The sequence below is a fragment of the Alkalihalobacillus deserti genome (assembly GCF_020734105.1).
Taxonomy (GTDB): Bacteria; Bacillota; Bacilli; order Bacillales; family Bacillaceae_D; genus Halalkalibacter; species Halalkalibacter deserti.
Window position 1 is genome coordinate 432,871 of sequence record NZ_JAJAFR010000001.1, and the last position, 20,124, is coordinate 452,994.

A 20,124-nucleotide genomic window follows, 5' to 3' on the forward strand; every position below is an offset into this window, starting at 1 on the left:
CTATCCATATGGTAATCTGTACCCTATGTAAAGGACAATTTTAAAAAAGACTATGCTACATCTAGAAGGTGATTTCTGTATTCAACAGGGGTCATCTTCTTTAAATTCCATTGATATCTATAATGGTTTAATACGTCATATAACTTTTTATTTCCTTTTTAAGCTCTTCTAAAGTCGAACACGGTTTATATATGCTTCGTCCTAAAAATGCCCGAAAAATGATTCTTGTGGAGCGTTATCCCAACAGTTTCCTCTTCTAGACATAGATTGTCCTTCTATAGCCCCAAAATGAACTTGGACAGCTCTAACTTGTTATTTCATAATAATATTAACTTAAGTATTTCCTCTTTTTCTTCATCGGGCAACTTATTTTTCGGCACAGGTCTTCTCACAAATGGACGCTGATCGACCTTTACATCACCCTCTGCCACCCAGCGCTCATATGTTCGAACGCTGATATGAAGTTCCTCGCAAGCCTTTGCTAATCGCGCACCGGTTTGATTGGATTCTTGGATGAGTTCGACAGCTAATGCGCGATTTGACGGGCTAATCATTCTGCCTCTTCGTCCCCCAAAATCGCTTGGGCCTTTTTTCTAAGCAATAATAACGCCGCTGCTTCCACTAATGCCTTTTCCTTCTTTTGTAGCTCTTTTTCTAATTGCTTCGAACGCTTCTGTTCTTCCTTCAATACGCCATTTAACTGCTTCGATTGATCAAATACTTGTCCATTTCCCTGGAGGCAAGCCGTTCTCCGTGTGTTCGCGGTATCAATTACTTATAATTTTGACGGCGATAACACTTGGTGGTTAATATCTTATGATAAAGACAACGAACTAGAAGGGGATGAGCCATTCTATACTACTGAAGAAACAGAATTTGTAGACTATGTTGTACAACTTCATAACTTAAAAAAAGGATAAAGAAAAATTAACTTCACTGCACCATGAAGGCTCTAAAAATATTAAGAAAGCCAAGCTCCATTGAGAATAGCTTTTTTTATGACTCAAAAAAATAATCATTCTAAGTATCCATAACCCATAAACTTCCAAAAAAAAGGAGTAGTTAAGGGCTTTGCTATGTTTTACTAGGAAATTCACAAATAACCTATTTTATTAATTTATATGTTTAAAAGAGTGATAGTTTGGTAATCATAAAGGTAAGGAATTTAAATAAAGGGGGTAAAATTGTGTCTAGAGAAAGTAAATTAAACTTGTCTGATTTTGTTAATAGAGATCGATTTGAACTAAATTCATACCTGACTTATTTATTAAATCAATTTTATGATAATTTTCCGGAACAAGTCGGAAGATAGAATTCGACTATATACTTTTTGTCGTATAGTGGTCGGAGCTTCATTTATTTTCATTAGCTTACAGTATTTCTTGATATTCTTAACCTTTTTGCAATTTTTCGTTGAGACAGAACTCATGTAAGAATATTTTAGCAAGCCGCGCTGATCATAGGACGAAAAAAGAAGTGATCGAAAAAAATCGACACATCTATTCGGTATCAGCAATGTGCAAAGTTCTACAAATAGCTCGAAGTACTTTTTTACTATGAAACAGAAATTACCGCTAAAAACGAACAAGAAAAGGCTACAGAAGAACAAAAACTAAAAGAAGAAATATTAAGGATCTTTAACGAAAACCACCAAGTATTTGGAACTCGCAAAATAAAAGGTGTCCTTTTAAAAGCTGGTCACACGGTTTCCAGACGTCGCATAGGTAGATTGATGGGAGAGATTGGAATCCAATCGAAGTATGCACAACCGTCCTACAAACCAATGAGCACCCGACCAAATAAAGAATCCGTCCGAAACGTTTAGATCGGAATTTCAAGTAGATGAAGAGATGTCTGTATTGGTGAGTGACTTAACGTATGTCAAAGTAGGCGAGCATTGGAACTACGTCTGTTTTTTAATTTCCTATAACACGGCTAGTTCTTCATGTTCATCTAGCTACTCATCAAACTGTTCAACTTCTTTCTCTTTGGCAATCGAATTCTCTAATGTCGTATAAGGGACGTTTTCCTTCTTGCTGACCGTTTTGATAGTTGACCCAAGACATTCCTTATAAAGATAATCTCGATAACGGGTTGTTTGATGCTTGTTTAGTGTTGACACACCATCCTGTCTCCGATTGCTACTAAAGAATCTATATAAATGCTTATTCTACTTAGATGAAAATAATTGCTCATCCCAATGTAAGGAAGCATCATGTTTCTTTTGAATATGTTTATCAACATAACCTTCTGTTGTTGTTTTTGATGAATGTCCAACTGTTTGCTGGACGACTTGGTAGTCCTAACTCAATGACACTGTAATTTACAAAAAAGTGGCGGGCCCAATGTGGAGATACGTTTCCTTGTAAATTAAGACGCGGATATAAGGGTAAGTCGTATGGACTGTCGCAGGCATTAATCATGTAGAGATGATACCCGTTGAAGTACTTTTCTCGATGACTATTCCAACCGCTGTCACAGTCTGGCTGGGAGTGCTTGCGGCATGATTGCATTTCATTATACCTTGTGCGCGACAGTTACAAGTGGTTCTTGCTTCGGATGTGGGATGAAGTGACAACGGGCGTACCGTCGCAGGCAACGTTCAGTTGTTCTAGATTTCCGAGTAATCCTAACTTGGCTGAAATAGCAAGAATTTGAGTTTGAAAGAAGTGGAAACAGCCAAAGTTCTATCTGGTATGAAAGATAGAACAATGGTCTCGATCTCGCTCATTATCGTCGAGTTTATAGGATGGTAAATGTAATATATTATCGAAAAGACCTCGGACCTACAGACTTTGGAATGTTTTATAATATTCATGAATGGATATTGTAGAATAATAAATTATTGAAGAGAAAGCCCTTAATATAAGGTCTTTCTCTATTTTTTATTGAAGGTGTAATCTTTTTTGGAATTGAGACGCAGTATTAACTATTGACTATCATTCGAAGTCAGGTTGAAACAAGTTTTATTGAAGAATTGTTAAATCATGTACTGTATTATTCTGATTCTACATAAGATAAAATAATCTACGAATCAATATCAAGTCTCTTAATACGATATTGAAGAGTTTGTCTGCTTAAGCCTAGTTCATTTGCAGTTTTGGTTTTATGAAATTTATTTTCTTCTAAGGATTTCTTAATGTAATACTTTTCTGCTTGAAGTAAATAGTCCTTTAAATTGCCGCGCGGAACTGCGCTGTTTAATTCATTGTCATTTAAGCGATCTTTAGGAATTGTGCTATTGTTTTCATTATTTGTATTATAGACACCTACCATTGATGACTCTATTGTTGAGGAAAGTGCTGACTTGTTTCTAAAGTGAAACGGTAAGTGAGAGAAATCGATAATCGATTCTCCTATTAATACATTCATTGATGCCTCAATAATATGTTCAAGTTCCCTGACATTTCCTGGCCAATCATATTGCTTTAATAATTGCGTGACTTCTTCACTGACATTAGTTACTTCCATTTGAAAAATGTGATTATATTTCTGTATGAAACTGTTGACTAAAAAAGGAATATCCTCTTTTCGCTCTCTTAAAGGAGGAATGAACAGAGAAACAACACTCAGGCGGTAATATAAATCTTTACGTAATCGGTTGTTAGCAATTGCTTCGACTGGATCTTCATTGATGGTTGCGATAATTCGAACGTTAACCTTTCTAGTAATCGTATCGCCAATTCGCTTAATAGACTTTTCTTGAATGGATCTAAGAAGTTTTGCTTGAAGCATTGGGCTTAATGAGTTAATCTCATCTAATAAAAGCGTACCTCCTTCCGCTTGTTCAAATAACCCAACTTGATCAGTTGCTCCTGTGAATGCTCCTTTTTTAGTTCCAAACAGCAGACTTTCAATCAGTGTATCGGGCATGGCGGCGCAGTTTTGAGAAATAAAAGGACCGGAAGAGTGTTCACTTCCATTATGGATACCTTGAGCGAATAATTCTTTACCAGTACCTGTTTCGCCAATAATCAGAACCGAGGAAGGCGTTCTAGTCGCTCTTTTGGCAATTTCAATTACTTCTTTAATCGCATCGCTTTCACCAATTAAACTATCAAACGTAAAACGTGTGTCACCTTTTAGGTTCAAATTGTTTTTAATCAGGTTTTCTAATTTTGTAACATCTTTGGCTATTTCTATAGCCCCAATTACTTGATCGCCAAGATAGATTGGAAACGTATTATTGATGGTCGTAATCGCCTTTCCGTTTTTCGTAAAGTACGTCTGTCTCATATTTGTAAATTTCTTTTTTTGAAACAACGCTTCAAGCAAAGTGCTTCTTTGACCTTCTTCAAATTCAAATACTTCTAAAAAATCCTTATTAAATACGTCTTCTTTTGAAAGAGATTCAATTTCCATCATTTTATTATTGTACATAACGGTTTTGCCAGATTCATTGATTGCATGGACGCCGACATCGATTTCATTTAATAACGTTTCATAGATCTTTACTAGTTGGTTGAGTTCGTTTTGGTTTGAGTGCATGAAATAGCACCTCTCTTTTTTATTTTCGATTATTACTTGCTTTGTTATCTTTCTTTAAGTTTATACGTGAATGTTTAGAATGACAATTTTTTTTATATAAAATAGCCAGTTTACTAGTCTATTTTCTTATTATGTATAAAAAAATTTCTTTTGTAAAATTATTTATACAAAAAAGAAAAAATTTTTTCTTTTTTGAGGGGGGATAGCTGAGTTTATCTGTTTTAAAAGTTGGCACAGAAATTGCAAGTATAAAAGTGAGTGTAAAAAATAAAATGAAGTTTTTTTAGGAGGAATGACAATGTTAAGTACAACAATTATTGAAAAAACTGAAACGTTTGGAGCTAGAAATTACCATCCATTACCGGTTGTTATTGCAGAAGGAAAAGGAGCTTGGGTGAAGGATCCTGAAGGAAACAAGTATTTAGATATGTTAAGCGCTTATTCTGCAGTTAACCAAGGACATTGTCACCCGAAAATTATAGATGCATTAAAAAAACAAGCCGATAAAATCACATTAACTTCTCGTGCTTTTCATAATGATCAGCTTGCACCATTTTATGAAAAAGCAGCTCAGTTAACGGGGAAAGATATGATTCTTCCTATGAATACAGGTGCTGAGGCAGTTGAAACGGCTGTTAAAGCAGCTCGTCGTTGGTCTTATGATGTTAAAGGTGTAGCAGAAAATCAAGCGGAAATTATCGTGTGTGAAGAAAACTTTCATGGTCGAACAATGACTGCGGTTTCCCTTTCTTCTAATGATGAGTATAAGCGTGGATTTGGTCCGATGCTTCCGGGAATTAAGATTATTCCATACGGTGATATCGATGCATTAAAAGAAGCTATTACACCTAATACGGCAGCGTTCATGTTTGAGCCGATTCAAGGTGAAGCGGGAATTATTATTCCTAGAGACGGATTCTTGACGGAAGCATTCGAATTATGTAAAAAGGAAAATGTTTTGTTTATCGCCGATGAAATTCAAGCAGGCTTAGGACGTTCAGGAAAACTATTTGCTTGTGATTGGGAGAATGTAGTACCCGATATGTATATTTTAGGAAAAGCTCTTGGCGGTGGCGTATTCCCGATTTCAATTATTGCGGCTAATCAAGATATTCTTGGAGTATTTGAGCCAGGTTCTCATGGTTCAACGTTTGGTGGAAACCCACTTGCTTGTGCAGTTTCCCTTGCTGCTCTTGAAGTCATCGAAGAAGAAAATTTAGTTCAACGTTCATTCGAACTAGGAAACTATTTAAAAGAAAAACTAGAACAAATTGACAACCCAATCATTAAAGAAGTTCGAGGTAGAGGTTTATTTATTGGTGTTGAACTTACAGAACCTGCTAGAAAATATTGCGAGCAATTGAAAGAAGAAGGTTTGTTATGTAAAGAAACACATGAAAAGGTTATTCGCTTTGCACCACCTCTTGTCATTGAGAAGGAAGATCTTGATTGGGCAATCGAAAAAATTTATAAAGTTCTAGGGAAATAATAGATTAGGCAAAAATGAAAATTGAGGTGGAAGTCCGTGGGAGCTGTCATTGAACAAGGCAAAGAGGCTAGCGTATTATCATCAACGCAACAAGTTATCAAACAAGCCTTGAGTAAGTTAGGTTATAAAGATGAAATGTTTGAATTGCTTAAAGAACCGGTCCGTATGTTAACAGTCAGAATCCCTATATGCATGGATAACGGAGAAACTAAAGTGTTTACTGGTTACCGCGCGCAGCATAATGATGCAGTTGGTCCGACAAAAGGGGGCATCCGCTTTCATCCGGAAGTGACAGAGGATGACGTAAAAGCTTTATCAATGTGGATGACTTTAAAATGTGGAATTGTCAATGTACCTTATGGTGGTGGAAAAGGCGGAATCGTCTGTGATCCAAGAACGATGTCTTTTCGAGAACTTGAGCGCTTGAGTAGAGGGTATGTTAGAGCGATCAGTCAAATAGTTGGCCCCACAAAGGATATTCCAGCTCCAGATGTCTTTACTAACTCTCAAATAATGGCATGGATGATGGATGAATATAGCCGGATTCGTGAATTTGATTCTCCAGCCTTTATCACGGGTAAGCCAATCGTATTAGGTGGCTCCTACGGTAGAGAAACAGCAACCGCTATGGGCGTTGCTATTTGCATAGAAGAAGCGGCTAAGAAAAAACAAATGAACATTGTCGGAGCAAAAATTATCATTCAAGGTTTCGGTAATGCTGGTGGGTACTTGGCTAAAATTTTATCAGAGCAAGGTGCGAAAATAATTGGAATTTCCGATGCGTATGCTGCTTTATATGATGAAAACGGATTAGACATTGATTATTTACTAGATAAACGTGATTCTTTTGGAACCGTAACGAATTTATTTAAAAATACAATTACAAACAAAGAACTACTTGAATGTGAGTGTGATATATTAGTGCCAGCTGCGGTTGCCAATCAAATTACACGAGATAACGCTTATCAAATTAAAGCATCGATCGTAGTTGAAGCAGCGAATGGACCGACGACAATGGAAGCAACAACCATTTTAACAAATCGTGATATATTGATTGTTCCAGATGTGTTGGCAAGTTCTGGCGGCGTCACCGTATCTTATTTTGAATGGGTACAAAATAATTTAGGATACTACTGGTCAGAAGAAGAAGTAAGTGAAAAGCTTCGCGAAAAAGTAGTTAATGCATTTAATTCAGTTATTCACACAGCAAATTTGCACAAAGTCGATACAAGGCTAGCTGCATACATGGTTGGTGTACGAAAAACAGCTGAAGCATCAAGATTCCGTGGTTGGGTTTAAGGAGGGATTCATTTGGGTTACCTGGCAGTAGATAGTTTATCTGACGGCGTTGTAGAGAAAGTATTCGTAAGTGAAGGGTCGTTTGTTTATGAGTGGGAACCTTTATTTCTAATTAAAACAGCAAACGGAACTATTAAAAAAGTAGAATTAGGGGCTAGTGGAATCGTCTCGAAAGTACATGTAACTCTAGGAGAAAGAGTGTGTACACAGATGACGTTAGCTGTATTGAAAGAAGATACACGTCCAACTGGTAGTGATTAATCTAGCAAACAATAAAAATGAAAAACTTGGAGGAATAACATATGTTAACAACTTATAAGCATGAACCATTTACTGATTTTAGTGTAGAGGAAAACAGAATTGCATTTGAAGAAGCATTAAGAAAAGTAGAAAAAGAACTTGGAAAAGATTATCCACTAATTGTCGGTGGGGAACGTATTACGACCGAAGCGAAAATCGTATCAAATAATCCATCGAACAAAGAAGAGGTCGTTGGAACGGTTTCAAAAGCGAACAAAGAAATAGCTGAAGCTGCGATCCAAGCTGCGGACCAAGCATTTCAAACTTGGAGAAATGTTAATCCTGAAGAAAGAGCTAATATTCTAATCCGTGCGGCTGCAATCATTCGCCGTCGTAAGCATGAATTTTCAGCGTGGCTTGTAAAAGAAGCAGGTAAGCCTTGGAAAGAAGCAGATGGAGATACGGCTGAAGGAATCGATTTCCTTGAGTATTATGCACGCCAAATGATCGAGTTAAAAGATGGTAAGGCAATTAATAGCCGTGTTGGTGAACAAAATCGTTACATTTATCAGTCGACTGGTGTATGTGTGACTATTTCTCCGTGGAATTTTGCTTTTGCAATTATGGCAGGAACAACTGTAGCACCGATTGTAACAGGAAATACAGTGCTTTTAAAACCTGCAAGTACAACACCTGTAGTAGCTTATAAGTTTGCAGAAGTTCTTGAAGAAGCTGGTCTTCCAAAAGGCGTTTTGAATTTCATTCCAGGAAGCGGTGCAGAAGTAGGGGATTATTTAGTTGATCACCCGAAAACAAGTTTAATTACTTTTACAGGATCTCGTGATGTTGGTGTTCGTTTATATGAAAGAGCAGCGGTAGTTCACCCAGGTCAACAACATTTAAAACGAGTAATCGTTGAAATGGGAGGAAAAGATACAGTTGTTGTCGATAGCGAAGCTGATTTAGACTTAGCAGCGGAGTCGATTGTCACATCTGCATTCGGATTCTCTGGACAAAAGTGTTCGGCAGGCTCACGTGCGGTAGTTCATCAAGATGTTTATGATGAAGTGCTTGAAAAAGTTGTCCGTTTAACAAAGGAACTATCTGTTGGCGAACCAACAACACGTGAAATGTACATGGGTCCAGTTGTTGATAAAGCTGCTTTTGACAAAATCATGAGCTATGTCGAAATTGGAAAAAAAGAAGGGCATCTTCTAACTGGAGGAGAAGGAGACGACTCTAAAGGATTCTTTATCCAACCGACAATATTTGGTGATTTAGATCCGAACTCAAGAGTTATGCAGGAAGAAATTTTTGGTCCAGTTGTTGGATTTAGTAAAGCAAAAGATTTTGACCATGCTCTTGAAATCGCAAATAATACTGAATATGGACTTACCGGAGCCGTGATTTCGAATAATCGTGCACATATTGAACAAGCAAAACAAGGCTTCCATGTCGGAAATCTTTACTTCAACCGTAACTGCACAGGTGCGATTGTAGGTTATCACCCATTTGGTGGTTTTAAGATGTCTGGTACGGATTCCAAAGCAGGCGGACCTGATTATTTAGCGCTTCATATGCAAGCTAAAACAATTTCAGAAATGTATTAAAAAATTATAGGTTTAAAGCTTCCCTACTCAAATTTTTGAGTAGGGAAGTATTTTAAATAAACCTTTTTATTGATGTAAGCACATGGGAAGAATTTGCTAAAAAAATCTATCAGGTAAGGCCTGGAGAAATGAATGTGTTTTATTTAAATAACGATTTATTAATTGAAAATATCGATTTAAATATTGATCACTACTCTATTAATCCATTAGAGATAGAAGTTAATAGAAGATTCAACGGCCATTTAATTAAGGTAGATTTCAAGATAAAAGCGTTAAGTGAAAATCACTAGATAGTTGTAATCACTTTTTTTCAAAAGTTATAGGGGGAAATTATGAAAGATATAGCGACAGAACGAGTTAAACGTGGTATGGCAGAAATGCAAAAAGGTGGCGTGATCATGGACGTCATTAATGCAGAACAAGCAAAAATAGCAGAGCAAGCAGGTGCTGTCGCAGTTATGGCGCTTGAGCGGGTGCCGGCCGACATTCGTGCAGCAGGTGGTGTAGCGAGAATGGCTGATCCGACGATTGTTGAACAGGTGTTAAATGCTGTATCGGTGCCAGTTATGGCAAAAGCTCGTATTGGCCATATTGTAGAAGCGCGGGTACTTGAAGCGATGGGTGTTGATTATATAGATGAAAGTGAAGTATTAACACCTGCGGATGAAGTGTTCCATTTGTATAAGCGTGACTTCACTGTACCATTTGTATGTGGTGCGCGAGATTTAGGAGAAGCCTCTCGTCGGATTGGTGAAGGCGCATCAATGATCCGGACAAAAGGTGAGCCTGGTACAGGGAACATTGTTGAGGCTGTTCGTCATATGCGGATGATTAAAGGGCAGATTCAAAAGGTTAAACAGATGTCTACGGATGAATTAATGACGGAGGCGAAAAATTTAGGTGCATCATTTGAGCTGTTATTACAAATTAAAGAGACGGGAAAACTACCTGTCGTCAACTTTGCAGCCGGTGGAATTGCTACTCCTGCGGATGCAGCATTAATGATGCAATTAGGTGCAGATGGGGTGTTTGTAGGTTCAGGTATTTTCAAATCGGATAACCCTGAGAAGTTTGCACGTGCAATCGTTGAAGCAACTACTCACTATGAAGACTATGCTTTAATTGCTGAGCTTTCAAAAGGATTAGGAACGGCAATGAAAGGGATTGAGATCTCTTCCCTAAACCCTTCTGAACGGATGCAAGAGCGCGGTTGGTAGCAGGAGGCGTCTATTTTGTCGGAGTTGCTTATTAATAGAGCTAAGATAGGAGATTTAAAAATGGCAAATAAAGAGTGGATTGAGTGGCAAAAGAAAGTCATACGTGAAGAGCATGTAATGCCTGAGCTGCTAGACGAAAAAATAAAGAATGCTAAAAGAGATCATTTGCTTTTGGGATATGTAAAAGATTCAAGCAAAAGAAAGTTCGACCCTATTAGATATTGATTGTAAAACAAACTAGTTAATATCGGGTAGATAGTGAAATAAGGTGCATTCTTTACCTCTGTCAGTTCGTAACCTATGAGGATACCAATAGAAAGCTCTTGTTGTTGATGAACTTTTATATTGAGCGTTGCATGTATTCTAGCATTCTCAATTTAGCCACAAGGGTTTTGTCAAAAACAATAGGTTGAAGCATAAAGAATTAAGACATGAATCTATAGAGATAGCAGAGAAACTTAGTGGCAAGAGCGATTTAGAGTGGAGGGCAAGAAGCCTTATTTGGCGGCTGGTGGCTTTGGAAAAATATTTCCTCGTAGGGATATCATGCCCTCCGAGCTCTATGTCAAGCAAACCGTACATCAAAGTATGGCGAGAACATCTAATTAAATGAATAAAAAATGAATAAAAGAAGTGTGTATCGTTAAATTATACTCGTATTAAGAGAGTGGGTATAAAGAAGTATGAGCTAACTCATCAAAATTAGTAAAATAATAATAGATATTCTGAAGATTCACAATATATCTTGACACTATTTTGAAAGCGGTTACAATTAAACTATATTCTGGATAGGAGGTAAATTAAAACTATTTAAACAGTCTGGTTAAAATTACATTTAGGATAGTTGTCAAAGAAAGGGGAGTGAACCTTGAAATAATTCTTGGAAGGTTAGAAAAAACTAAACAACCAACTTAGAGTCTCTCAAAAAAATGTAAAAGAGTAAGGTTGTTAACGAACTGAGCGGTCGCTCTTATAAAGAAACGTTAAACTTATTTTTTAGGGGGTACTTATGGGAGCTTATAAAAAAGAAGTTTGGTTTACTGTTGTGATGTCTCTCGTTTTTATCGTTGTTGGCAATGCAGGATTATTTTTTTCTATCTTTCCAGTTGATGGAATGTTGTTCGGATTTCCAGTTATGTATATAATTCCTATTTTTCTCGGTTGGTTCGGCATCTTTATTTTAACAATCATAGCGGGCAAGATCGGCAATCATATTGATGATGAAATCGATCGGGAGAGCGCTATGACAGTTGATACCGAGAAGCAGAAAGGAGTGTTATAAATGGGAGAACAAGCATGGCAATTATCCAATCCACTACTTGGACTCGTTGCAATTATAGCAACATTTTTGTTGTTTTACGTAGTTGGCTATATTTCCAATCGTAATAGTAAATCGGTTCAGGATTTATACGTCGCAGGAGCTAGTGTAGGACCACTTACGAATGGTTTGGCGATGGCCTCTACATATATGAGTCTTGCCACATTCCTTGGCATTACTGCCCTAATTTTAAAGCTTCAAGTTCCTTTTATTATTCTCTGGATTCAGCTCATTCTTGCGATCCCTCTTATCACAATAATTTATGGGACGTGTCTTCGTAGGATGGGAGCCTTTTCTCCAACACATTTTATTCGAGAGCGATACGGGGTGAGTGCATCGATCATAGCTGCCCTTTTTATGATTCTCGTATCGATCATGTACGCCCTTGGTCAAATGATTGGAATTGCCCTAGCATTTGAAACCGTTCTCGGTATCCCATATATGACAGGTCTAATTGTAGGCGGTCTTATTATCGTTGGTTACATTACGCTTGGTGGAATGGCTGGGGCTACTAATAATGCGGCCATTCAGATGGTAATTATGGCTCTTATGTTCATCGTTCCACTCGGTGCTATCATGAAAGCTGTTGGTGGCAGTGGCTGGTATTTCCCACCGCTCCTTTATGCGGATATGGTACCTGCAATGCTTGAGGCAATGCCTGGATTTTTTGATTATCAATTTTCACCGAAATGGTACTTTTCAATTATCCCTGCCCTGACAATTGGTGCTCTAGGTCTGCCGCATCTTGCTATGAGAATTTATACAGCTTCAAATTTAAAGAGTGCTAGGTCCGCTATGGTCTGGTTTGCGTTCATTCTTGGTCTCGTTTTCTCTGCCACGTATGCAATGGGCTTTGTTGGTGTATTCGCAACTGAGTCTCAGGGTATTGTCATTTCAGATGGTGATGCTGACAAACTTACACTCATTTTGAATTTAGTTTACAACCCTGAATGGGTCACAGCACTTGTAATCGCAGGTGCCATTTCAGCAGGTCTTTCAACGTTAAGTGGTAACTTGTTGGCGATTGGGGCCCTGCTGTCACAAGATATTGTTACAACATTAAAACCCAATCTAACAAATAAAATACGCGTTCGCCTTGGTTATATTGCCATCTTTTTCGGTGGAATAGTCAGTATTTTGCTTGCTATTAATCCCCCAGCTTTTCTCGTTGTTAGTATCCTCTGGGCCTTTGGTCTTGCAGGAGTGACAAATGCTCCATTAATCTTGATGGGGGTTTGGTGGAAGGAAGCAAACAGAATTGGTGCTATTTCCGCTTCTGTTATCGGTGGTTTGCTCTATATCATTGTTTCACCATTTGTCTTCCCAAGCATCGTTTTAACTGGGCATGGGGTAACCGATGGAATGGGACTTTCTGGAGCGATGCTTGCAGTACCTGTTAGTTTTATACTTTTAATTGTTGTGTCCTATGTAACGAACCGAATACCGGCACTAAAAGGAAAACTAACTCCTGAAGCAGATGAAGTTTTAGTAGAGAGAATCCATGGCTGGAAGGATGTTCAGCCTTATCGATACAATAGCAAGCTTGGGGCTCTGGTTACGGTTATCTTTTGTACAGCTATTGCTATATGGGCAATTTTGCCATGGAATATGTAATAGATTAAGGGGGATTCCCATTGTTTGGAAGAATGATTGCTTTAGATGCACAAGCCTTCCGGGTATTTGTTGATACCCCGAAGGCCCTGTTGTACAGTCGAATGATCCTTCTCATTGTCGGCCTTGGTTACGGCATTTTTTCCATTATCGCTAACGCCAACTATATTATAAGCTTTGAATCACCTATGCTTCGAAGAGTGATTGTCCCATCTCTATTCGTGGTGTTTGGTCTTTTGACTGTGATTATAACGAAATTAGGACTTACACTTCTCTTATGGGCGGGGGCAAAAGGGTTCGGAGGTCCTGGTAGGATGAGGGAATTAAACAATTTTGTTTCCGTTGCATTGGTTCCAGGTCTTCTTGGAGTACCATTTCTGGTAGGAGCTGGTGGGCTAATTCTCGTAGTGCCTTTAGTTTTAGGTATTGGATGGATGTTTCTTATTTGTGTGAAAATCGTAGAAGTGACACAGGAATTTCAGGGCATTAAAGCGTATCTATCTGTATTGGCTGTTTTCATATTTTTTGCTAGCGTCTACTATCTTATTATGCCAACTGGAACAATCAGCTAGAAATGTAAGGTTAGGATTGTTGAGAGAGATGAATATTTGTTCATATAGTCTCTTTAAAAACTACAAAACGTTTAAATTGCAAATGCAATTTAAATAAGTTAGGGGAGAAAAGATGATGGATCAACTTAATTTACAAGCACCAGAATACTATAACATGGCTCAAGATATTGATCGATTTGCCGACGAGCCAGAGAAAGTAGCCCTGCTCTGGGAGAATGAAGAGGGCGAAACGAGGGAGGTAACTTACTCACAACTAAGAAAAGAATCAAACAAATTTGCCAATGCCCTAAAAAAAATAGGGTTAGAACAAGGTGATACAGTCATCATCACGCTCCCAAGAATTCCTGAAGCATACTCTATTTATCTCGCTGCATTAAAACTAGGGTTAATCATTTCTCCAGGATCAGAGATGCTAAGAGAGAAAGACCTTCTGTATCGTGCTGAGCATTCAAAAGCAAAAGCGACGATTTGTATCGATACCTTAACGGATCGTTTTGATCAAATTTGCTCTAGTGCCAAAAGCTTAACGCACTTTATTACGGTAGGTAAAGAGAAAGAAGGCTGGATGACGTATGATCACTTAATAAAATCAGAATCCGATCAATTTGAGATGGTTCAAACAAAAGCGAGTGACATTGCTTTTCTGAACTATACGTCTGGTACGACAGGGAATCCTAAGGGCGTGATTCATCCTCATAGTTGGGCTTATGCTCATCAAGCAGTAGCTGCTAAATTATGGCTTGATGTAAAAGAGAACGATGTCGTTTGGGCTACGGCCGCGCCTGGTTGGGCGAAATGGAATTGGACCCCTTTTATGTCAACCTTAGGGGCTGGTGCAACTGGTTTCGTATTTAATGGCAAATTCAATCCTGAAAAATACTTAAGCTTAATGGGGAAATATAAAGTCAGTGTTCTTTGTTGTACGCCGACTGAATACCGTTTAATGGCAAAACTAGATGGACTTGAACGCTTTAAGCTTCCTGCTATGCGAAGTACCGTGAGTGCCGGTGAACCATTAAACCAAGAAGTGATTGATACATTTAAGAAGCATTTTAATGTTCAAGTTCGTGATGGATACGGACAAACGGAAAATACGCTATTAGTCGGCACCTTAATGGGGATGGAAGTAAAACCAGGTTCGATGGGAAAACCGACACCTGGAAATCAAATAGCGATTATTGATGAAGAGGGTAATCCTGTATCGGCTGGTCAAGTAGGGGATATTGCTGTTCATCGTAGTACACCGGCTCTTTTTAAAGGGTATTTAAATGATCATGAACGAACGGTAGCTGCCTTCCGTGGTGATTGGTATTTAACAGGAGATCAGGCATCATTAGATGAAGACGGCTATTTTTGGTTTGAAGGACGTTCTGATGATATTATCATTAGCTCTGGCTATACGATTGGTCCCTTTGAAGTAGAAGATGCGTTAGTTAGGCATGCGGCGGTGAAGGAATGTGCGGTTGTCGCTGCCCCTGATGAAACTCGTGGGTCGATTGTCAAAGCTTTTATTATTTTAAAAGAGCAAACAGAAGGAAATGAAGATTTAGTGAGGGAATTACAAGAGCATGTCAAACAAATGACAGCTCCGTACAAATACCCAAGAGCGATCGAATTCGTCGAGGAACTTCCTAAAACTACGTCTGGAAAAATTCGTCGTGTTGAATTAAGGCAGCTTGAAAAAGGTAAGAGTACTTTGTAAACAATACTAGATCATTATAAAACTATTTTTTTAGTAGGTACTAGTAGTTAAGAGGTTTTATTTTGAGGCTTGGGGGAAGTTGAACCCCTAGCCTCTCTTTTTAATTCTAACTTCTTGTTAGTCTATCTACGATGACTTTTTATGCGTCTGTAGCCTTGTTTAATTTGGATTGATCAATAAGAGGAAAGACCTAGCATACAGAAATATCTTTATGGTCAATAATTACGGGGGAAGTTCTTCATTAATTTACTGACCTTGAGTTCAAAAGCATGATAGGAGTAAAATGATAAGATTGAACAAACCATCTGAACCGTAAACGGAAATTAGATGAAGTTAAACAAGAATATCCAAGTATCATTGGGCAAATAAATTGAAATGAAGGTGTTTTTCATGAATTCATACATTGTAGTTGGAGCTGGTATTTTAGGTGCTGCAACGGCTTATCATCTTGCAAAAGCAGGGGCAAAGGTCACGTTAATTGATCGTCAAGAGCGAGGGAGAGCGACGGACGCTGCCGCTGGAATCGTTTGTCCTTGGCTATCTCAACGCCGTAACAAAGCTTGGTATCAACTAGCGAGAGGAGGAGCGAGGTATTATCCGGCTTTAATTTCCGAATTAGAAGCGGAAGGAGAAACGGAGACAGGTTATGCTATGGTCGGTGCCATTAGTCTTCACTCGGAAGAAGCTAAACTAGATAAGATGGAGGAACGAGTTCGAAAACGTCGTGAGGAAGCACCAGAGATCGGTGAAATTAGAAGGTTGTCACCTTCTGAAACAAAAGCTTTGTTTCCACCACTAGCAGACGAGTACGGATCTATTCACGTTAGTGGTGCCGCCCGTGTGAACGGAAAGTCCCTTTGTGAGGCATTAATTTCAGCGGCGAAAAAACATGGAGCCATATACATAGAAGCAGATGCAAAGTTGATGTTTGTAAATAACCAAGTGACTGGAATTCAGTTTGAAGGGAATAAATTGTTTGCTGATGAGGTAATTGTTACAACGGGGGCTTGGGCGAATGAATTGTTGCAACCTTTAGGCATTCATTTTAAAATTAAGCCGCAAAAAGCTCAAATCGTTCATCTTGAAATACCAAATACAGATACAAGTTCTTGGCCTGTTGTCATGCCTCCTACGAATCAGTATTTGCTAGCGTTTGAAGGGGGGCGAATCGTGGTCGGAGCGACTCACGAAGATGATCGAGGCTTTGACCACCGTGTAACAGTTGGGGGAATTCATGATATCTTTGATAAAGCTCTTAAGATAGCACCGGGCTTATTTGATAGCACAGTACTAGAGACAAAAGTAGGTTTCAGGCCGGTAGCCCCAGGTTTTCTCCCGGTAATTGGTACTGTCGCAAATTATCAGGGAATTTTGGTTGCAAACGGATTAGGATCATCAGGGTTAACAGTTGGTCCATATCTTGGAGCTGAGCTTGCTAAGTTAGCACTTGGAAAAGACACGGAGATTGATCTTAAACTTTATGATGCAACCGCTGCATTTGAAGCGAGTAAACACTAGCAGAACTTTTTATCAAAGAATCAATTAGTTTTCGAAAGAACTAACTTGGTTCTTTTTGTTTTCAATGGAAATACAGGGATTTTGTTCGTGTACATTGAACATTAATAGATGAGAAAGGGCTTAAAGAAGCGAATGGATTAATAGTTAAAAAGAAAAAAAGCAGAGATAGGCGGCCTCATATGAATAAGATTATTTTTTCACTTTTAGTCATCTTAACAACTGCTTTGATGGGATCATCATTTGCCATAGGAAAAATAGGTTTAGAATATTCTTCGCCACTTTTACTAGTGGCTCTTCGTTTTACGTTTGCGGGAATAATCATGGCTGTTATCGTTAGGATGTTTAAAAGAAATCATCCTAAACAAGGCGGTGACTGGTTCAAAATAGCGATAATAGGATTCGTGCAAACAGGAGGAGTTATGGGCTGTATTTTCGTTGCATTAGAAACGATTAACGCAGGAGAAACGTCCATTCTTACTTTTATAAATCCTATACTCGTAGTCGTTCTTGCCACTTTATTTTTGAAGATAAAATATGGGCTTCGCCAGTGGCTAGGAGTTATCATTGGCTTTATTGGGGTTTTTATCACATTAGGAGCACACCTTGATTTTAAGATCGGAACAGTATTAGGTTTTTTATCCGCTTTATCATGGGCGATTGGTACGTTACTTATAAAAAAATGGGGAAATCTGTTTGATACGTGGGTGCTAACTGCCTATCAAATGTTATTCGGTGGTCTTACTTTATTAGTGTCAAGTTTTCTTCTTGAAACGCCCTTCTTTATCATTTCATTCCAATCGATTACGATTTTAGCTTGGCTAGCGATCATGGCGTCGATCGTTCAGTTTGCAGTATGGTTCTATCTATTGGAAAAAGGTGATCCAGGCAAGGTTAGTGCATTTCTCTTTTTAGCTCCTTTTTTTGGTGTCCTTTCAGGGTGGGTGCTATTAAATGAGGATATTAAATGGTATATCATGTTAGGTGGCTTGTTAATCTTTACTGGAATTTTCTTAGTAAATTGGAAAGGGAAGAAAGCAAATGTTGAGAAAAAATTCACAAAGCAGGAAAGCTTATAGGAATAGTTATAACAAGAAGCAGATTCCAAGGGCACTGAAAAAGGTGTGATTTTCAGTGCTCTTGAAGCAATGAGCGGAATGGTTGCTTCGTTCTCACAGCGGGCGCGCAACGTGTTGAGCTATTGCTACTTCCTCGAATTTGCTAAAAGGGACTTTTTTAGTGACCGAGGGCACAAGACAAGTGATGGAATCCTTAGGCTCGTTGAAAGGTCAACCTGATGTTTACTTAAGACCTCCAGGTGATGATAACCACGAATCAGGAACCGTCGCATGGGGATCGATCCCTCAACTTCCGCCGTCAATCAGTACGGTCAAATACATGGATATCTGGCCTTATTGTCGCAGATAACAGCGTTCTGCCCTCACTTGGGGCCAACCCCACACTTTCAACGGTGGCATTAGCAATACGTACAGCAGATTATATTATTCAGCAATCTATATAATGAGAGCGTTCTTATAATTAGATGAACTACAGGTAATATTTACTTTTTAGAAAAGATCGACCCTTTATAACTTGATCCGAGCGATAGATGTTTCGAATTTCTGAAGAGAGGACATCATAGAAGACGGATAAAGCCTAGAAACAGTGAAAAAGAGCTCGAGAGGTCGTTAAAGAAGAGGAATGAAGCCCTGAAAAAAAGCTTAAAAGCATGTAAGAGAGTCGGATTGAATTTTTTGAGAAATATTACAAAGTAATTAGTGACTCTTTCTTTCCTTGAAAAGGGATTAAAGATCAAATAACAAATAGGCTCGATCTTTAAGATGGCAGTTTAATATACTAATATTATTACATGTAGCCTTTGTGAAGTTTTCGGATAAACGATACTACAAGGTGGGAGGATGAGTCAAAAGATTTTCTTTTGATTCATCCTCTTTACTCTTCATTAAGTACTAAAAACATGTTATTTTTCTTTGTTATTTTCAATTATTGCGGTAGATTGTGAAGGAGTATATTTAAAATTATGACGCAGTTAGTTTAAGAGAACAATTGTTAAAATCAATTTGAAGACACAATTCCATAAAAAATCAAAGACTTATAATTAACTATCTTTATGATATAGTTTCCTTACTATCTAATCATTTATGGAGGCGTTATTTTGACAAAAAGATTTAAAATAGAACTTCCGAAAATTCCACTAGATTTAGAAACAGCAAATTTACAAGACATTTATCATGATGAAGATCCATATCTATCTAACTGTATTATTACTAATCAAAGAGTCGATTATGAGGAGATTGATCATCTAAAGTCATTTTTAAAAATGTAACGTTCATAAATGCTTCCTTTAATAAAATCGATATGACCGATGTGACTTTTGAAAACTGTGATCTGTCTAACGCTAGCTTTAGTGAAGGTATTATACATAGAGTCACTTTTACAGAATGCAAACTAATGGGATTAGATTTTTCAGAAGCTAATCTTGGAAATGTTTCATTTGAAAATTGCATCGCAAATTTGAGTGACTTTGTAGATGCTCGATTAAAACAAGTAATATTTAGTGATTCGTCGTTACAGAGTGTTAACTATTCCGACTGTAAACTTAGCAAAGTAAAGTTTCATCAATGCGATATTAACGATATTGATTTTACTCAAACGCTACTAAAGGGAATAGATATTAGTACGTGTATATTTGACCGACTCAATGTAGCTCTGGAAAATTTGGACGGTTGCGAAGTTTCTCCTGAACAAGCAATTGGATTTGCTACAATGTTGGGATTGAAAATTAAAGAATAGAATTTATGATATAGTTCTTTAGTGAATTAACGGATGATGATTTGGAACAGCTCGCTTCATGCGTCGCTGTTCTTTTTTATTAAGGCTAAAGGAAGCGCAGTGTCCTAAAAAAATCCCTAAACTGCTAAGGTTAAAATTACATGTTAAATAGCTTTCAAGAACAAAAATAGGAAAAACAATGCGATTTAAATTGTTTAGCTAAGGCTGTATAATGAGTAAATATATTAATTACAAAAATTTGAAGGGGAG

19 protein-coding genes and 2 pseudogenes are annotated in these 20,124 nt (G+C 38.0%); 16 read left to right on the plus strand and 5 right to left on the minus strand.

Translation table 11 applies throughout. From position 1 onward, the window contains the following. Positions 1-50: 50 nt before the first annotated feature. From LDX58_RS02190 to LDX58_RS02200, 3 genes and pseudogenes are all read right to left on the minus strand, one after another. Positions 51-273: pseudogene (locus LDX58_RS02190) on the minus strand (IS3 family transposase); the annotation flags it as partial. Between the two features lie 44 nt (positions 274-317). Next, positions 318-554: a helix-turn-helix domain-containing protein gene (locus LDX58_RS02195; protein ID WP_227935220.1), complete on the minus strand. Its 237-nt coding sequence runs from the start codon at positions 552-554 to the stop codon at positions 318-320. Continuing rightward, complete coding sequence (locus LDX58_RS02200) at positions 551-688, minus strand: hypothetical protein (protein ID WP_227935221.1); 138 nt, start codon at positions 686-688, stop codon at positions 551-553. Before LDX58_RS02200 ends, LDX58_RS02195 begins: the two co-directional genes overlap by 4 nt. A gap of 879 nt (positions 689-1,567) precedes the next feature. Here LDX58_RS02200 and LDX58_RS26570 point away from each other — a divergent pair. Next, on the plus strand, positions 1,568-1,825 hold the full coding sequence (locus LDX58_RS26570) for an IS3 family transposase (RefSeq protein WP_227935475.1): 258 nt from the start codon (positions 1,568-1,570) through the stop codon (positions 1,823-1,825). Positions 1,826-1,957: 132 nt separating this feature from the next. Here the strand turns inward: LDX58_RS26570 and LDX58_RS02210 are convergent, their stop codons facing one another. Then, entirely contained in the window at positions 1,958-2,122 is a 165-nt protein-coding gene (locus tag LDX58_RS02210) for a transposase family protein (RefSeq protein ID WP_227935222.1), read from the minus strand. Between the two features lie 905 nt (positions 2,123-3,027). Beyond that, positions 3,028-4,488 carry a sigma-54 interaction domain-containing protein gene (locus tag LDX58_RS02215; RefSeq protein WP_227935223.1) on the minus strand — a complete coding sequence of 487 codons (1,461 nt, stop codon included), beginning with the start codon at positions 4,486-4,488 and terminating at the stop codon, positions 3,028-3,030. Between the two features lie 292 nt (positions 4,489-4,780). On the opposite strand from LDX58_RS02215, the gene LDX58_RS02220 reads away from it, so the two are divergent. The 15 genes and pseudogenes from LDX58_RS02220 (at position 4,781) to LDX58_RS02290 (ending at position 19,875) form a co-directional block, all read left to right on the plus strand. After that, positions 4,781-5,977, plus strand: a complete 1,197-nt coding sequence (locus LDX58_RS02220; RefSeq protein WP_227935224.1) for an ornithine--oxo-acid transaminase — start codon at positions 4,781-4,783, stop codon at positions 5,975-5,977. 36 nt (positions 5,978-6,013) lie between these two features. Next, entirely contained in the window at positions 6,014-7,276 is a 1,263-nt protein-coding gene (locus LDX58_RS02225; protein WP_227935225.1) for a Glu/Leu/Phe/Val family dehydrogenase, read from the plus strand. 12 nt (positions 7,277-7,288) lie between these two features. Continuing rightward, a complete protein-coding gene (locus LDX58_RS02230) occupies positions 7,289-7,537 on the plus strand; it encodes a biotin/lipoyl attachment domain-containing protein (protein WP_227935226.1) in 249 nt (82 codons plus the stop codon). A 41-nt stretch (positions 7,538-7,578) separates the two neighbouring features. Beyond that, positions 7,579-9,126 carry an L-glutamate gamma-semialdehyde dehydrogenase gene (gene pruA / locus LDX58_RS02235; RefSeq protein ID WP_227935227.1) on the plus strand — a complete coding sequence of 516 codons (1,548 nt, stop codon included), beginning with the start codon at positions 7,579-7,581 and terminating at the stop codon, positions 9,124-9,126. A gap of 332 nt (positions 9,127-9,458) precedes the next feature. Beyond that, positions 9,459-10,343, plus strand: coding sequence for a pyridoxal 5'-phosphate synthase lyase subunit PdxS (gene pdxS / locus LDX58_RS02240; protein ID WP_227935228.1), 885 nt, complete (start codon positions 9,459-9,461; stop codon positions 10,341-10,343). 60 nt (positions 10,344-10,403) lie between these two features. Beyond that, the gene (locus LDX58_RS02245; RefSeq protein ID WP_227935229.1) at positions 10,404-10,568 is read left to right on the plus strand and encodes a hypothetical protein; all 165 of its coding nucleotides are present in this window, start codon (positions 10,404-10,406) and stop codon (positions 10,566-10,568) included. 784 nt (positions 10,569-11,352) lie between these two features. Further along, positions 11,353-11,625: a hypothetical protein gene (locus LDX58_RS02250; RefSeq protein WP_227935230.1), complete on the plus strand. Its 273-nt coding sequence runs from the start codon at positions 11,353-11,355 to the stop codon at positions 11,623-11,625. Then, positions 11,626-13,275, plus strand: coding sequence for a solute symporter family protein (locus tag LDX58_RS02255; RefSeq protein ID WP_227935231.1), 1,650 nt, complete (start codon positions 11,626-11,628; stop codon positions 13,273-13,275). A 20-nt stretch (positions 13,276-13,295) separates the two neighbouring features. Then, positions 13,296-13,844: a hypothetical protein gene (locus LDX58_RS02260; RefSeq protein ID WP_227935232.1), complete on the plus strand. Its 549-nt coding sequence runs from the start codon at positions 13,296-13,298 to the stop codon at positions 13,842-13,844. Positions 13,845-13,959: 115 nt separating this feature from the next. After that, positions 13,960-15,546, plus strand: coding sequence for an acyl-CoA synthetase MbcS (gene mbcS, locus LDX58_RS02265; RefSeq protein ID WP_227935233.1), 1,587 nt, complete (start codon positions 13,960-13,962; stop codon positions 15,544-15,546). Between the two features lie 390 nt (positions 15,547-15,936). Continuing rightward, the gene (locus LDX58_RS02270) at positions 15,937-17,064 is read left to right on the plus strand and encodes an NAD(P)/FAD-dependent oxidoreductase (protein WP_227935234.1); all 1,128 of its coding nucleotides are present in this window, start codon (positions 15,937-15,939) and stop codon (positions 17,062-17,064) included. A gap of 179 nt (positions 17,065-17,243) precedes the next feature. Then, on the plus strand, positions 17,244-18,140 hold the full coding sequence (locus LDX58_RS02275) for a DMT family transporter (protein WP_227935235.1): 897 nt from the start codon (positions 17,244-17,246) through the stop codon (positions 18,138-18,140). A gap of 229 nt (positions 18,141-18,369) precedes the next feature. Continuing rightward, positions 18,370-18,583: pseudogene (locus tag LDX58_RS02280) on the plus strand (GMC oxidoreductase); the annotation flags it as partial. Positions 18,584-19,237: 654 nt separating this feature from the next. Beyond that, complete coding sequence (locus LDX58_RS02285) at positions 19,238-19,408, plus strand: hypothetical protein (RefSeq protein WP_227935236.1); 171 nt, start codon at positions 19,238-19,240, stop codon at positions 19,406-19,408. Positions 19,409-19,533: 125 nt separating this feature from the next. Beyond that, the gene (locus LDX58_RS02290; RefSeq protein WP_265416546.1) at positions 19,534-19,875 is read left to right on the plus strand and encodes a pentapeptide repeat-containing protein; all 342 of its coding nucleotides are present in this window, start codon (positions 19,534-19,536) and stop codon (positions 19,873-19,875) included. The last annotated feature ends 249 nt before the right edge of the window (positions 19,876-20,124 follow it).